11 protein-coding genes and 2 tRNA genes are annotated in these 16,168 nt (G+C 33.6%); 11 read left to right on the top strand and 2 right to left on the bottom strand.

Annotated features, from left to right (window positions below):
* The first annotated feature begins 2 nt into the window (after nucleotides 1-2).
* The 4 genes from BTO05_RS06240 (at nucleotide 3) to BTO05_RS06225 (ending at nucleotide 2,321) form a co-directional block, all read left to right on the top strand.
* On the top strand, nucleotides 3-851 hold the full coding sequence (locus BTO05_RS06240; protein ID WP_087491836.1) for an energy transducer TonB: 849 nt from the start codon (nucleotides 3-5) through the stop codon (nucleotides 849-851).
* Nucleotides 852-2,069 (top strand): bifunctional folylpolyglutamate synthase/dihydrofolate synthase, encoded by a 1,218-nt coding sequence (locus BTO05_RS06235; protein ID WP_087491835.1) that lies wholly within the window; start codon nucleotides 852-854, stop codon nucleotides 2,067-2,069.
* A gap of 61 nt (nucleotides 2,070-2,130) precedes the next feature.
* Nucleotides 2,131-2,205, top strand: a tRNA-Val gene (locus BTO05_RS06230).
* Between the two features lie 41 nt (nucleotides 2,206-2,246).
* Nucleotides 2,247-2,321: transfer RNA gene (locus tag BTO05_RS06225), tRNA-Val, on the top strand.
* 59 nt (nucleotides 2,322-2,380) lie between these two features.
* Here the strand turns inward: BTO05_RS06225 and BTO05_RS06220 are convergent.
* Complete coding sequence (locus tag BTO05_RS06220) at nucleotides 2,381-3,664, bottom strand: UDP-N-acetylmuramoyl-tripeptide--D-alanyl-D-alanine ligase (RefSeq protein ID WP_087491834.1); 1,284 nt, start codon at nucleotides 3,662-3,664, stop codon at nucleotides 2,381-2,383.
* A gap of 63 nt (nucleotides 3,665-3,727) precedes the next feature.
* Complete coding sequence (gene gldJ / locus BTO05_RS06215; RefSeq protein WP_232459789.1) at nucleotides 3,728-5,386, bottom strand: gliding motility lipoprotein GldJ; 1,659 nt, start codon at nucleotides 5,384-5,386, stop codon at nucleotides 3,728-3,730.
* 266 nt (nucleotides 5,387-5,652) lie between these two features.
* Here gldJ and porU point away from each other — a divergent pair, with 266 nt between their 5' ends.
* The 7 genes from porU (at nucleotide 5,653) to BTO05_RS06180 (ending at nucleotide 16,040) form a co-directional block, all read left to right on the top strand.
* Entirely contained in the window at nucleotides 5,653-9,504 is a 3,852-nt protein-coding gene (gene porU, locus BTO05_RS06210; RefSeq protein ID WP_087491832.1) for a type IX secretion system sortase PorU, read from the top strand.
* Nucleotides 9,505-9,567: 63 nt separating this feature from the next.
* Entirely contained in the window at nucleotides 9,568-10,827 is a 1,260-nt protein-coding gene (porV, locus tag BTO05_RS06205; protein ID WP_087491831.1) for a type IX secretion system outer membrane channel protein PorV, read from the top strand.
* 75 nt (nucleotides 10,828-10,902) lie between these two features.
* On the top strand, nucleotides 10,903-11,385 hold the full coding sequence (gene cdd, locus BTO05_RS06200; protein ID WP_087491830.1) for a cytidine deaminase: 483 nt from the start codon (nucleotides 10,903-10,905) through the stop codon (nucleotides 11,383-11,385).
* Between the two features lie 135 nt (nucleotides 11,386-11,520).
* The gene (gene pdhA / locus BTO05_RS06195; protein WP_087491829.1) at nucleotides 11,521-12,522 is read left to right on the top strand and encodes a pyruvate dehydrogenase (acetyl-transferring) E1 component subunit alpha; all 1,002 of its coding nucleotides are present in this window, start codon (nucleotides 11,521-11,523) and stop codon (nucleotides 12,520-12,522) included.
* Nucleotides 12,523-12,525: 3 nt separating this feature from the next.
* Nucleotides 12,526-14,151, top strand: a complete 1,626-nt coding sequence (locus BTO05_RS06190) for a pyruvate dehydrogenase complex dihydrolipoamide acetyltransferase (protein ID WP_087491828.1) — start codon at nucleotides 12,526-12,528, stop codon at nucleotides 14,149-14,151.
* A gap of 214 nt (nucleotides 14,152-14,365) precedes the next feature.
* The gene (locus BTO05_RS06185; RefSeq protein ID WP_087491827.1) at nucleotides 14,366-15,364 is read left to right on the top strand and encodes a M28 family metallopeptidase; all 999 of its coding nucleotides are present in this window, start codon (nucleotides 14,366-14,368) and stop codon (nucleotides 15,362-15,364) included.
* Nucleotides 15,354-16,040: an SDR family NAD(P)-dependent oxidoreductase gene (locus BTO05_RS06180; RefSeq protein ID WP_087491826.1), complete on the top strand. Its 687-nt coding sequence runs from the start codon at nucleotides 15,354-15,356 to the stop codon at nucleotides 16,038-16,040. Before BTO05_RS06185 ends, BTO05_RS06180 begins: the two co-directional genes overlap by 11 nt.
* Nucleotides 16,041-16,168 lie beyond the last annotated feature (128 nt).

Below are 16,168 nucleotides of genomic sequence, written 5' to 3'. Positions count from 1 at the left end.
TAATGAAGTATCTAAAAACTAAACACGAAAAAAATTCTGCAAAGATAACGACGTTAATATTGCTGATATTAATGCTACTCATTTTTGTTGTGGGACCACAGTATATGGACCCACCAGAAGAGTACGGTGTTGCTGTTAATTTTGGTACTAATAATACGGGTAGCGGAAATAAACCATTAAGCAAACCAAGACAAGCTGATATTCCGAAAAAAGCTGAACCGCAAAAGGTTGAAAAAAAGCAGGCTGAAACTAATAAAACTGTAGAAAAATCTGAAAAGGTTTTAACTCAAGATTCTGAAGAAGCTATAGCTATTAAAAAGAAGAAAACTGCTGAGGCTAAAGCAAAAGCTGAGGCTGAAAAAGCCGAGCGTTTGAAGCGTGAAGCAGAAGAAAGAAAGAAAAGAGAAGATGCTGAAAAGAAAAAGAAATTAGATAATCTTATTGGAGGTGTAAAAAACTCTAAAGCTAACGATGATGGCGGAGAAGGTGATGATAATAATCCTGGGAATAAAGGACAGTTAAATGGATACCCATATGCACCTAGTTATTTTGGAGGCTCAGGACCTGGGAAAGGTGGCGTAGGTTACGGATTAAGTGGTAGAGGTAGACCGAGCAAGAAAATATTCAAACAAGATTGCAATGAGTACGGTTTGGTTATCGTTGAAATTAAAGTAAACAGAAGTGGAAAAGTTATTTCTGCGACGCCAGGAGCCAAGGGTTCTACAAATACGCATCCTTGTTTATTAGAACCTGCAAAAAAAATTGCCTTATCTCATAAATGGCGAGCCGATGCAAATGCACCATCAGAGCAGGTAGGTTTTATAAGTATCAATTTTGATGTTAGCAATTAAATGAATTACCATGACACCGTTAATTGGCTATTTAATCAATTGCCAATGTATCAATCTAAAGGTAAGTCTGCATACAAGAAAAATCTTTCGAACACCATTCTTTTAGCTGATTATTTAAAAAACCCTGAAAAGGAATTCAAATCCATTCATGTTGGTGGGACAAATGGTAAAGGATCTTGTAGTCATATGTTGGCTTCCATTTTGCAAGAAGCTGGTTATAAAGTTGGGTTATACACTTCACCACATTTAAAAGATTATCGTGAGCGTATAAAAATTAATGGAAAAGATATCTCCAAGCAGTTTGTGATGAAGTTTGTCGAAAGGCATAAGGCTTTTTTTGAAGCTAATTCATTATCTTTTTTTGAAATGACAGTAGGTCTAGCTTTTGATTATTTTGCAAAAGAAAAAGTTGATATAGCTATCATAGAAGTTGGACTTGGCGGTAGATTAGATTCAACAAATATTATTATGCCTCAGTTATCAGTTATTACAAATATTGGTTTGGATCATGTTCAGTTTTTAGGTAATACATTACCCAAAATTGCATCAGAAAAAGCAGGTATTATTAAACCTAATATTCCTATTGTTATAGGAGAGACTCATCAAGAAACTGAAGTTGTATTTAAGCAAAAGGCAGAAGAAGTAAATGCGCAAATTTATTTTGCAGATCAAATAATTGATACTGTATTAGAAAGTGATTTAAAAGGCGCATATCAAAAACATAACATAAAAACCGTAATACAATCTGTTGAGATTTTAAATATTAAAGATTTTAAAATTTCTAATAAAGAATTAAAAAATGGACTTCTTAATGTTGTTAATAATACTAACTTGATGGGAAGATGGCAGATACTAAATGAGAATCCGAAAGTTATATGTGATACTGCCCATAATAAAGAAGGTCTAAAACATACTATGCGTCAGCTAGACAAAGAGTGCTTAGGACAGTTACATATTGTTTTTGGCGTTGTAAATGATAAGGATTTAGAGGAAGTTATTTCCCTTTTGCCCACGTCTGCTAACTACTATTTATCTAAACCTAATGTGCCACGTGGTCTTGAAGTTGAAAAGTTAGCAGGATTTTTTAAGAAAAATTGCTTTAATTACAAAGTTTACTCTTCAGTAGAAAACGCATATTCAGAAGCTAAATCTACTGCTAATCAAGAGGATTGTATTTATATAGGAGGAAGTACTTTTGTAGTTGCAGAAATATTATAATTTTTTTATTGAAATTCTTTTGAGATTTTAAAAACTAGTCTATATTTGCAATCCAATTATCGGGCGCGTAGCTCAGTTGGTTCAGAGCACTTGGTTTACACCCAAGGGGTCAGGGGTTCGAATCCCTTCGCGCCCACAAAAGTCTACAGAAATGTAGACTTTTTTGGTTTATACATTGGGTCATTAACTCAGTTGGTTCAGAGTGTTACCTTGACAGGGTAGAAGTCACTGGTTCGAATCCAGTATGACCCACAAAAAAATCCATTTCAAAAGAAATGGATTTTTTTGTTTTTTAGAATTTATAAACACTATTAGAGGATTTCTAGTATTCGTTCTAAAGCCATTCCTCTTGAACCTTTAATTAGTATGGTAGTGTCTTGAATTGACTTAGTTTTTAGTGCTGCTTTTAGATTTTCAAATGAAGAAAATTTATTGGTTTTTTCATTTGTTTGAGTCAAATAAAAGTTTTCTCCAACTAAGTAAATGTTGTCTTCAAAATTTCTTTCAGAAAAATTAACAATGGATTGGTGTTCTTCTGAAGCAGACTCGCCAAGTTCAAACATGTCTCCTAGGAATAGTACTTTTTTTTCAGCTTCTAATTGTTTAAAATTTGTTAATGCGGCTAACATACTTGTAGGATTAGCGTTGTATGCATCTAATATTATTTTATTAGATTTTATCTCACGAATTTCAGATCTATTATTATCGGGTTGATAAGCTTCTATAGCCGATTTGATTTTAGACGTGGGTACTTTAAAGTGTTTTCCTATAGCTACAGCAACTGCAATGTTATTGTAGTTGTAACTACCTATAAGTTGAGTTTTAATTGAAATATTATTATAAGAAAGATAAACAAATGGGTTTGCACCATTAAATGAAATGATACAATTACTTTCGGTATTTTCACCGAAGGTTACTATGTTATTATAATCACCAATCTGTTGTATTTGTTTTTCGTCATCTGTATTTATAAAAACTGTTTTTTGATTAGCTTTTAAATAATCATATAGCTCTGATTTGCCTTTAATAACACCTTCAACTCCGCCAAAACCTTCGAGATGTGCTTTGCCAAAATTTGTAATAAGACCAAAGTTTGGTTCTGCGATTGCAGATAAAAATTCGATTTCTTTTTGATGATTTGCTCCCATTTCAACAATACCAAAATTTAAACCTTTTGTAAAACTTAGTAGTGTTAATGGCACTCCAATATGATTGTTGAGATTGCCTTTAGTCGCTTTTACTTTGTAAATAGATGAGAGTACACTAAGTATTAATTCTTTTGTAGTTGTCTTACCATTACTTCCAGTTAGGGCGATTATTGGGTAAGTTAATTGATTACGGTGATAATTTGCTAATTGCTGAAGAGTTGTCAAAGTATCTTCGACTACTATAACTTTATCCGACATTTCTACTATTGAAGCATCATCTACGACGCAATAGCTAGCGCCATTTTCTAATGCTGACTTTACAAATTTATTACCATCAAAGTTATCTCCTTTTAGAGCAAAATAGATATCGTTTTTTTTGAGTTTACGTGTATCTGTACATACAGATTTGTATTTTAAAAATATCTCGTATAAGGCTTTTGTATTCATATTATAAAAATAAAAAAGTCCTAAAAAATGTTAGGACTTTAAACTATATTTTAAGAAACTAAATTAGTTACGTTTCTTTTTGTTAGTCTTAGATTTAGAGCCAACACGCGATACTGCACATCTGAACCCAATATAATCTGTTGCCATATCTTGTGGGAAGAATCTACGTTGTGCAGGGTCAATCCAGTAAGATCTATCTTTCCAAGAACCACCTTTAAAAACTCGAGCTTCGTCATTTATTAAAGACGTTCTTCTTGAAGATTTATCATATTCTTTTAGCATTTTTCCACTAGCAGAATCTTGATCTATTTTGTGTTTTGGTGAGTTGTATACTTTTCTAGTATCAAACTCTCCTTCTTCACCGTCTTCAAAATTATCTCTATAGTATCTTGATGATTTTTGATCACCGTCTCTAAAGTTTCTGTTATCACTTCTATCAAAGTTTGTTCTAAGGTAAGTTTCATCTTCATCGACAGGTACAGTTTCAATTTCTCCAGGAAGATTACGTGCAACTATTTTACCATTACTTAATGTGTCATAAACTGTTTCTTGAACAATCTTAACGCTACCATCATCGTTTATAGCATTTTTGTAATATGTGTTACCTCTATAGTAGTTAAAATCGTTAAATTCATCATCTACTATTGGTCTGTAAACATCAGCAACCCATTCCGCAACATTACCAGCCATATCATATAACCCATAATCGTTAGGCTCATAAAATTTCACTTCTTGAGTGATATCAGCACCATCGTCAGACCAACCTGCAATTCCACCATAATCACCTTTACTTTGTTTGAAGTTTGCTAATTGGTCACCACGCTTAGCACGACTTCCAGAACGCGTATATTGACCATCCCAAGGGTATTTCTTACGACCTCTGTAGATGTTATAACTTCTTAGCTCACTCATTCCAAGTGCGGCGTATTCCCATTCTACTTCGGTAGGTAATCTATATTTTGGACCAATAAGGCCAGATTCTCTTTTGGCATAAACATTTATAGTATCACCTTTAGCGTTAACTTGTACGCGTCTTCTAGATTTTATTGGATTAATGATAGAATCATTTCCTCCATAAGTTTTAGTTGGAGCATTTATGTATGTGTCTGTACTAAAAGTACTTCCACCTTCAGCTGTGTATTGAGAATCTCTTTCTAAATACCCAGCTTTTTGCAAAGACATTTCAGAAACTCTATCTGTTCTCCAGCTTGTATATTCTACAGCTTGTATCCAACTTACACCTACAACAGGATAATTACCATAAGCAGGGTGACGCAAGTAGTTTTCTGTCATCATTTCATTATATCCTAAACGATTTCTCCAAACTAAAGTATCAGGAAGTGCTCCTTTGTATATGTTAGCATAATTTGGGTCTTCAGGAGGATATACACTTTTTAAATAGTCCAAGTACATAAGGTAATTGACATTAGTTACCTCTGACTCATCCATATAAAATGATTGTACGTGTTGTTGTGATGGAGAATTATTCCAATCGTGCATTGGATCATCTTGTACTTTACCCATGGTAAAAGTACCACCTTCTATAAATACAGTACCTGGAGGTGTCTCTTGTTCTTTAAACTTGGTGTTGTATTGAAAACCACCTTGTTTGTCATTTATAGCCCAACCAGTAGCGCTATCTACATTACTGGAGTTTGATGAGCGTTTACAACTAAAAGCAGTAACTACTAGGGCTGCGGCTGCTAATAATTTAAAATTCATGACGTTTCTCATAACTATCGATTAAGTAAGTTCTTTTAAATTGACGTGCAATATAGTAATTAAAGACAAACAAACAACATTTTTTATCGATAAAGTGCAAAAAAATATGCATTTCATCCTGTTTTTTATTCATTACAACGGACTTTTTGTTGTTTTAACCACTGAATTCACTTATCAATAACGAGTGCTAAAATAAATTATTGTTGTACTTTTGAAATAAAAATTGTGACCTTATAATAAGGTATAAACTTGTGCGTTTATTTACCATGAAAAAGAGCTTTACTATTGTTTACATATTACTGTGTTTTTTTTCGTTTGCTCAGCAAAAGCAGTTTACAATTAATTGGGATGGACATAAAAACCTAGAAGCAGGTTATGCAAAAGTGGTAGTACCTTCTTTTGATGATGAACATTTTAGCTATTCTGCAGAACAAGGTTTAATTTATTTTGCAGAGTGGTCTGAAAGCGGATTAATAAATGAATCTTCTGTGACTTTAAGTAATGTGGTTTACAACTCAATTTCAAAAGCTGAGTTGAAAGATTTAAACACTACTTCCTTGTATTCAGAACCAAAAACTCAACTTGTTAATATCAACGGTAGAGGAAAACGTTCGGTGTATTTTGAATTAAGCCCAATCATTAAAGACGGTAACTCTTATAAAAAGATAGTGAGTTTTACGGTTAACTACACCTTAGGTTCTACAAATCGTGTATCAAATAATAGTTCTTTTTCTGCAATAAGTAATTCTGTTTTAGCTTCAGGCGAATGGTATAGGTTTTATGTAGACACTACAGGTGTACACAGGCTGTCAAAGAATTTTTTGAGTCAGTTGGGTGTTAATGTTAATTCTGTAGACCCAAGAAATATAAAAATTTATGGTAACGGAGGTGATATGTTACCTTATCTTAATTCTGAACCAAGTCTTATCGATCCTACAGAAAATGCAATTCAATTTGTAGGTGAGCAAGACGGACGTTTTGATAATCAAGATTATATTTTGTTTTACGCAAATGGACCACAAGGATTTAATCAAGAACAGAATACAAATATTAATTTGTACACTGACAAAACATATTACTATGTGAACATAAGTTCGGGGAATGGTAAGCGCATTTCTAATATTAATCAAATAGATCAAACGGCAGACCTTATCATAAATACGTTTCAAGATTTTGATTTTTACGAAGTGGATGAGTATAATCTAGTAAAACTTGGTAGACGCTGGTTTGGAGATAAGTTTGATATAGAGACACAACGTTCTTATAATTTTGAGATTCCTAATGTAGATACTTCTGTACCTGTTGATGTTAGGGTTGTATTTGGTTCGGTTTCAGAGTTGCCTAGTTCTATGAGCGTAACTGTAAATGGTAATACTGCAAATGTGAATTTACCTGTTATTAACCCCGATAGTTTTATTTACGGTACATCCGCCTTTTTTAATAGTGATGTTAGTATTACAGGTGAAACAGTTAATATAGACTTAGAATACAATAATGGAGGTAATCCTATCGCATCTGCATATATCGATTATATTACAGTTGAGGCAACAAGGCAATTGCAATATGCAAATGAGCAATTGTTTTTCCAAAATAGTACAGTAGCTTCTAGTTCAGGAATTGTTCAATATAATTTAGCTAATGCATCAGGAGTTGAACAGATTTGGGATATTACAGATGTCTACAATATTCAATCTGTCGAAAACGAAAACCAATCTTCAGAATTTAGTTTTAAAACTAATGCAGGAGAAGCTCGGAATTATGTAGCATTTTCCGATTCAGATTTTTTGGACCCCAAACGAGATGCTAATAGCCAGCTATTTAATCAAAATTTAAAAGGAACAATTCTTACAGATAATCAAGGGCAGTTTCAAGATGTTGATTATTTATTGATTACGCCACAATTATTTTTAGACCAGGCAGAAAGACTCGCTAATATTAACCGAAATCAAAATAATATTACCGTAAAGGTAGTAACGCTTCAAGAGATATACAATGAGTTCAGTACAGGAAATCAAGATATTGCAGCCATTCGTAATTTTGTGCGATATGTCTACAATAATGCAAGTTCAGTTGATAAAAGTGTAAAATATGTTGGTCTTTTTGGAGATGCATCCTACGATTATAAAGACCGATTAAGAAACAATACCAACTTTGTGCCATCTTGGTTTTCTTTAAATAGTTTTAGTGTGACAAGCTCATTAATATCAGATGATTTTTATGGATTAATGGATGATAACGAAGGAACACTAGCTACATTTAATAGATTAGATATTGCGGTCGGAAGGATGCTTGCAGATAGTCCGCAACGAGCTAAAGAAATTGTAGATAAAATCGAGGCCTATTATGCTAAAGAATCTTATGGGAGTTGGAGGAATAATATATTATTAGTTTCTGATGATGTTGACGAACCTTTTGAAAGAGTACTACAGCAGACTACAGATGATGTTGCTACAGAAGTAAGAGCGGAGAAACCATTTTTTAATTCTATAAAAGTACATTCTGATTCATTTCAACAGCAATCATCTTCTGGTGGAGATAGATACCCTGAAGTCAATGATGCCTTCAAAAATGCAATTGATGTTGGTGTTTTATTAGTAAATTATTTTGGACATGGTGGTGAACTAGGTTTGGCTGGCGAACGTATTTTTGATATTAACGATTCTCAAAGTATTAATAATAACTGTCGATTTAATTGTTTTGTCACTGTAACTTGTGAGTATACTAAATACGATAATCCTGACCTACAGACAGCTGGAGAGTTTACATATTGGAACACTAAAGGTGGCGCTGTAGGACTAATTACAACAACTCGTCAAATTTTTGTTACTGTTGGTACAAATTATAATAAAGTTTTAGAAGATTATTTGTTCGCTTATGGCTCAAATGACTATCCTACGATGGCGGAAGCTTTACGTCTTACAAAATTAGATCCAATTATTTCTGGAAGTGCACAAAAAAGACTCGTTCATTTTATTGGTGATCCAGCTATGAAATTAGCAATACCTAGACCTAGTATTCGATTAACTCAGATTAACGATACACCGATTACTCAAACTACTGATGTGCTTGAGGCTTTAGGGAAAGTAAAAATGTCTGGAGAAGTTGTTGATGTTAACGGAAATATTTTAAGTAATTATAATGGAATTCTAACTGCAACGGTTTTTGATAAGGATATTGATCGAAGTACCTTAGCAAATGATAACACGTCGGATGCAAATGGTGTAATAATACTTGATTTTACTACATTAGGCGAAATTTTATTTAAGGGTCAAGCCACGATTACTAATGGACAATTCGATTTTAATTTTGTAGTGCCAAGAGATATCGGTATACCAGTTGGACAAGGAAAAGTAAGTTTTTATGCAAAACGAAATAACGTTTTAGAAGATCAAACCGGCTATAGTTTCGATATTCAGGTTGGTGGAATTAATGAAAATGCAGAAGAAGACAATATTGGTCCAGTTATAAATCTGTTTATGAATGATGAAAATTTTGTTTCTGGCGGAATAACAAATGAGTCACCTACATTATTGGCAAAGCTTCAAGATGACAATGGTATAAACACTGCAAGTGGTATTGGTCACGATATTACTGCTATTTTAGACGGTGATGAAACTAATCCATTTGTACTTAATGATTATTACGAAGCAAGCTTGGATGATTTTACAAACGGAACTGTGACTTTTGCTTTCAGAGATTTAGAAGCAGGAATGCATACATTGACATTAAAGGCTTGGGATGTTTATAATAATTCTTCTACTTCAGAGATACAGTTCGAAGTGTTTAATAATAATGAAGAATTAGTTATTGATAACGTACTTAATTATCCAAATCCATTTGTGGACTACACTGAGTTTTGGTTTAATCATAATAGTAGCGATGTACTTGATATTTCAGTGCAGATATTTACGGTATCAGGGAAACTAGTTAAAACATTAAATGGACAGACTAACACCTCTGGTAAGTCAACAAGCACCTTATCGAGAGATATTGTATGGAACGGACTAGACGATTTTGGTGATAAAATTGGAAAAGGTGTCTACATTTATAAACTAAAAGTCAAATCCCAACGTTTAAATAAACAGATTGAAAAAATAGAAAAACTTGTAATACTATAATATTAAATTATATTTGTTAACACTCAAAACTACATTTAGTAGTTCATTACACAACCATTTAGAATGAAAAAAATCTTAACTTTTATATTAGCAATTGTATCAGTCAATATCACATTTGCTCAAAATACAACTCAAATTATACCAAATACAAATGATAGCCGAGTTATAACCACAGGTATTCCTTTTATGCTTGTAGCACCTGACGCTAGGTCAGCATCATTAGGAGATATGGGTGTAGCAACATCTGTTGACGGTTTTTCACAACAGTACAACCCTGCTAAATATGCTTTTTCAGAGACGAAATCTGGAGTCGGTGTAAGTTTTACGCCTTACTTAACGCGTTTAGTTAATGATATATCTATTAGTTACGCGACGTATTTTAATAGATTAAGTGATTATAGTGCTGTATCAGCAAGTGTTAAATATTTTAGTTTGGGTGAGATTGTTCTGACACAGGATGCAACAACTCCTGGTGTTCCAGTAAAGCCTAACGAGTATGCTCTTGATGTAGCATATTCTTTAAAGCTCAATGACCAGTTCGCAATGGCGGTTGGTTTAAGATATTTTAGGTCAGCATTACGTATTGGGCAAGTAGACCCAAATGCAAACGCAGGGAGTTCTTTTGGAGCAGATATTACAGGATATTATCAAAGCGAAGAAAATGCATATAATGATTTTAATGGCCGTTGGAGAGCAGGTTTTGCAATCCAGAATTTAGGTCCAAAATTTAGCTATGATGATGGCGGACAAGATGTATTTCAACCAACTAATTTAAGATTAGGTGGTGGTTTTGATTTCATTTTTGACCAAAACAGTAAATTAGCTGTGACTGCAGAGGTTGCTAAGCTTTTAGTGCCAACTCCGCCGCGTCTTGGAGAACGAATAGTATTTACTGATGCAAATAATGATGGTGTATTCGATCCAGCAGATGGAGATACTCAAACCCAAGAACAAATGGATGCATCAGCAGAAAACGTAATAATTGAAGGTCAAAGTAACGACGTAAGTTTTCTATCTGGTATTTTTCAATCATTCGGAGATGCACCAGGTGGTTTTAGTGAAGAATTAAAAGAGTTTACTTGGTCTTTAGGTGCAGAGTACACGTACAATAATTCTTTTGCTTTAAGAGCTGGATATTTTAACGAATCTGAAGAAAAAGGAGCTCGACGCTTTTTTGCTTTAGGTGCAGGTTTTAAGTACACTACTATTAATTTAGACTTATCTTATTTGTTCTCTGCCTCTAGAGTTCAGAGTCCATTAGAAAATACATTACGTTTTTCATTAACATTCAATTTTGGTGATGGTACTTACACTGAATATTAAAATCGTAAATTATTAAATTATAAACATTAAACTATTGTCCAAAAGCAATAGTTTTTTTGTCTTAACACATCTCAAATGAAAGAAGTAAAAATTGAAACTACATTACAAGTTTACGATTCAATTAGTGAGCTTCCGGAAGAAATACAGAAGCTAATGAGTAATGCTGTCGATGCTCGTAATAATGCGTATTCTCCATATTCTAAATTTGATGTTGGCGCTGCTATTTTACTAGATAATGGAGAAGTCGTTTCTGGTAGTAATCAAGAAAACGCCTCTTATCCTTCAGGTTTATGTGCCGAGCGAACAGCAATTTATTATGCTGGGGCTAAATATCCAAAAGCAAAAATGCTAAAAATGGCATTAACGGCGTCTTCTCAAAATCAACAAACACTACAACCAATACCGCCATGTGGAGCTTGTAGGCAAGCCATTGCTGAATATGAGGTTAAGCAGAATATACCAATTGAAATATATTTTATGGGAGCTAAAGGTAAGGTTGTAAAATCTAAATCTTTATCCAACTTATTACCTTTGGTTTTTGAAAGTTCGGTACTGTAACGTTTTCGTAATATAATTTGCGAAATAACCTGCAATTTTTACAGAATTGTGTTTCTTCGTTATGGCTTAAAATATTATTTTTGTTATTCTGTTTTCTTGATAAAAAAGCAGATTCATATTTATACAATTAGATAGATGGAAAAAGTTACAAAGGAAGTTTACCTTAAGTGGTACGAAGACATGTTATTCTGGCGAAAGTTTGAAGATAAACTTGCAGCCGTTTACATTCAACAAAAAGTAAGAGGTTTTCTTCATTTATATAATGGTCAAGAAGCTGTGCTAGCAGGCGCTTTGCATGCTATGGATTTGACTAAAGACAAGATGATAACGGCATATCGTAATCACGTGCAACCAATAGGTATGGGTGTTGACCCAAAGCGTGTTATGGCAGAATTATATGGTAAAGCTACTGGGACATCAAATGGTCTTGGAGGTTCTATGCACATATTTTCAAAAGAACACCGTTTTTATGGAGGTCATGGAATTGTAGGTGGACAAATACCTCTTGGAGCAGGTATTGCTTTTGGAGACAAGTATCACGATGTAGATGCAGTAACGATATGTTGCTTTGGTGATGGTGCGGCACGCCAAGGTTCATTACATGAAACCTTCAACTTAGCAATGCTATGGAATTTACCAGTAGTTTTTGTTTGTGAAAACAACGGTTACGCAATGGGAACAAGTGTTGAAAGAACAGCAAACCATACAGATATTTGGAAGCTTGGTTTAGGTTATGAAATGCCATGTGGACCAGTGGATGGAATGAACCCAATTAAAGTGGCAGAGGCTTTTGACGAGGCAATTTCTCGTGCAAGAAGTGGCGGAGGACCAACTTTTCTAGAAGTTAAAACATACCGTTACAGAGGTCACTCAATGTCAGATGCACAACATTACAGAACTAAAGATGAGGTTAATGAATACAAAAAAATTGACCCGATTACACAAGTAAAAGATATTATTCTAGAAAAGAAGTACGCTACTCAAGATGATATAAAAGTTATCGATAAGCGTGTTAAGGATTTAGTTTCTGAATGTGAAAAATTCGCAGAAGAATCGCCTTATCCAGAAAAAAGTGTCATGTACGATGCAGTATATGAGCAAGAAGATTATCCTTTTATAGACCATAAAATCAAGTAAGCTATGGCAGAAGTAATTAATATGCCGCGATTGAGCGATACCATGGAAGAAGGTACAGTTGCAACATGGCTAAAACAAGTAGGTGATAAAGTAGAAGAAGGTGATATTTTAGCAGAAATTGAAACCGATAAAGCTACAATGGAGTTTGAATCTTTTAATGAAGGAACTTTATTGCATATAGGAATTCAAGAAGGTGAAACTGCAAAAGTAGATTCACTTTTAGCTATAATTGGTGATGAGGGTGAAGATATTTCAGGTCTATTGAATGGAAGTACTTTTGAATCTTCAGGGAATTCTAAAGAAGAAGATAGTACATCTAGTAAAACTGAAGAGTCTACTAAAGAAGCTTCAAATACTGAAATCCCAGAAGGTGTAACTGTAGTAACAATGCCAAGACTTTCAGATACAATGGAAGAAGGAACAGTCGCAACTTGGTTAAAACAAGTTGGTGACAACGTTGAAGAAGGTGATATTTTGGCCGAGATTGAAACAGACAAAGCAACAATGGAGTTTGAGTCTTTCAATGCAGGTACATTATTACATGTAGGTTTACAAGAAGGTGATTCTGCAAAAGTAGATGCATTATTAGCAATTATTGGTCCTGCAGGAACAGATGTTTCTGGTGTTGCTAATAACTTTACAGTTGGAGCACCAGCAAAAGAAGAAGCGCTTAAAGAAACTAAGAAAGAATTAAAAGCTGAAGCTCCTAAAAAAGATACACCGAAGCAAGAAGTTCCTAAAGCATCAGATTCAAATTCGAACTCAGGAGAAAGAATTTTCGTTTCGCCTTTAGCCAAAAAAATGGCTGAAGAAAAAGGTATTAAATTAAATCAAGTAAAAGGTACCGGAGAAAATGGACGTATCGTAAAACGCGATATTGAAAACTTTACGCCAGCATCGGCCGCGACATCGTCTGCACCAGTGGCTAAATTTGTACCAACAGGTCAAGAAGATTTTGATGAGGTTGCAAACAGTAACATGCGTAAAGCAATTGCAAAGAACTTAGCTAAGTCTAAATTCTCAGCGCCACATTACTATTTAAATGTAGAGTTTGATATGGATAATGCTATTGCATTCCGTGTACAATACAACTCTATTCCAGATACTAAGATTTCTTTCAATGATATGATTGTTAAGGCTTGTGCATTGGCATTACGTCAGCATCCACAAGTTAATTCTCAGTGGTTTGATGACAAAATGCGTATGAATAATCATGTGCATATTGGTGTCGCTGTAGCTGTGCCAGATGGATTAGTTGTGCCAGTTGTACGTTTTGCAAATGAGCAAAGCTTACCTCAAATTGGTGCGGCAGTTAGAGATTACGCTGGTAGAGCAAGAAATAAGAAGTTAACTCTTGACGAAATGGAAGGTAGTACATTTACTATATCTAACTTAGGTATGTTTGGTATTGAGAGTTTTACATCTATCATAAATCAACCTAATTCAGCTATTTTATCAGTTGGTGCTATCGTAGCAAAACCAGTTGTCAAGAATGGTCAAGTCGTTGCAGGAAATACAATGAAATTGACTTTAGCTTGTGACCACAGAACAGTAGATGGAGCAACTGGAGCTCAATTTTTACAAACATTAAAAGGGTATATCGAAAACCCTGTGACCATGTTAGTTTAATTTTCAGCGTTTATGTTTAGAGCTTGGTAAAAACCACGGTGTGGATCTAGGATTTACATATTTTTATCAATCTCAAGAAAAACAGTTCTCAGGAGCGTTTGCTGTTGGATTATCTTTTCCAAATAGACTAATATCAAAAGAAAACAAAGAATAGACCTGATTTGAATTTATTTTGAATCAGGTTTTTTTATCTTTAAGAATTAAATAAATCATCATGAAAAAATATACAGTTTTAGTTTTCTTATCTCTAATTATTACTTCTTGTGTTTTTAAGACAAAAGGAAAAGATGGTGTTGACGGAGAAAAAGGAGAAGATTCTAAGTCAATAACCATTACATCGGATGAAGTTAAAGATATTGTTACGTATTTAGCTTCGGATGAGTTAAAAGGACGAAACACAGGAACTGAAGGTATTAACGAAGCGGCTACGTATATTCAAAAACAACTAGAGTCATATGGAGTAAAACCATATTTTAAAAGCTATAGAGATGACTTCAAATTTAAATCCAGAGCAGAAGATAGTATTAGTGGATATAATGTTGTTGGATACATAGAAGGAAATGATGATAATCTAAAAAATGAATTTATTGTTATTGGTGCCCATTATGATCATATTGGTTTTGGTAAAGCAGTGGAAAATGACTCTATAGCAAATGGTGCAAATGATAACGCAACAGGAACATCTGCAGTAATGACTATAGCAAAATATTTTGCCGCTAAAAAAAGCAATAAAAGAAGCGTCATTTTTGCACTGTTTTCTGCTGAAGAAATGGGATTACGTGGATCTGCTCACTTAGCAAAAAAACTAAAAAACGAAGATATTGACTTATATACGATGATTAATTTTGAAATGCTCGGTGTACCATTTAAAGATAGAGATTATGAAGTGTTTTTAACTGGTTACGATAAGTCAAATTTTGCTTCAAAATTCAATCAATATCAAGGGAGTAATATCATTGGGTTTTCTGAAGTTTCAAAGCAATATAGTCTATTTAGACGTTCAGATAATTATGCATTTTTTCAAGAGTTTAATGTGCCAAGTCATACAATTTCTTCTTGTGATTTAACAAATTTTGACTATTACCACAAAGTAGGTGATGAGACTCAAATAATGAATTTTCAATTTATGAGCAGTGTTATTAATAAGATGATTCCTGGAATAGAAAAAATGATTAACACACCTACAAAAGAAATAAATCTAAATGCAGAGTAAACACATAATAGTCACAGGAACAAGTCGAGGTATTGGTTTTGAATTGGTTCAACTTTTTGCAAAACAAGGACATAAGGTTTTAGCATTATCTAGAAACGATAAGCCTATTACTAATCTTAATTTAGATGGCGTTACATCCTTTGCTTTTGATTTACAAAATGAAGATGATTATATAAAAATTGAAATGTTTATTTCAAAAGAATGGAAACATGTAGATGTTTTAATAAATAATGCTGGAGTATTATTAAATAAGCCTTTTGCTGAAACAACATTTAAGGATTTTGCAAAAGTATATGAGATTAACGTTTTTGGGGTTTCCGAAATGACAAGAATTGTGTTACCATTTATGAAGAGTAATGGACACGTATTGACAATTAGTTCGATGGGTGGCATCCAAGGTAGTATGAAGTTTCCGGGATTAGCAGCATACAGTTCTAGTAAAGGCGCAGTAATTACGCTAACCGAACTTTTAGCTGAAGAATATAAAGAAACAGGTCCACAGTTTAATATTCTTGCTTTGGGAGCTGTGCAAACCGAAATGTTAGAAGAAGCGTTTCCTGGATATCAAGCACCAACAACAGCTTTAGAAATGGCAGAATATATTTTTGATTTTTCATTAAATGGAAATAAATATTATAACGGTAAAGTGCTTCAGGTTTCTAACTCTACACCGTAATTTTTTTTCGTTTCAATATTCCTACATTACCTTAGTGCTTTATCGTTAAAATCTGAATTTTAGCGCATGTAAGTGTTAATGAATAAGCTATGTTAACAAATTATTAAGAGAATTTTTATATTAGCAAA

The organism is Winogradskyella sp. PC-19 (assembly GCF_002163855.1).
Classification (GTDB): Bacteria; Bacteroidota; Bacteroidia; order Flavobacteriales; family Flavobacteriaceae; genus Winogradskyella.
The sequence above is the reverse complement of the archived record's forward strand: the minus strand, read 5'-3'. Positions and strand labels throughout refer to the sequence as shown.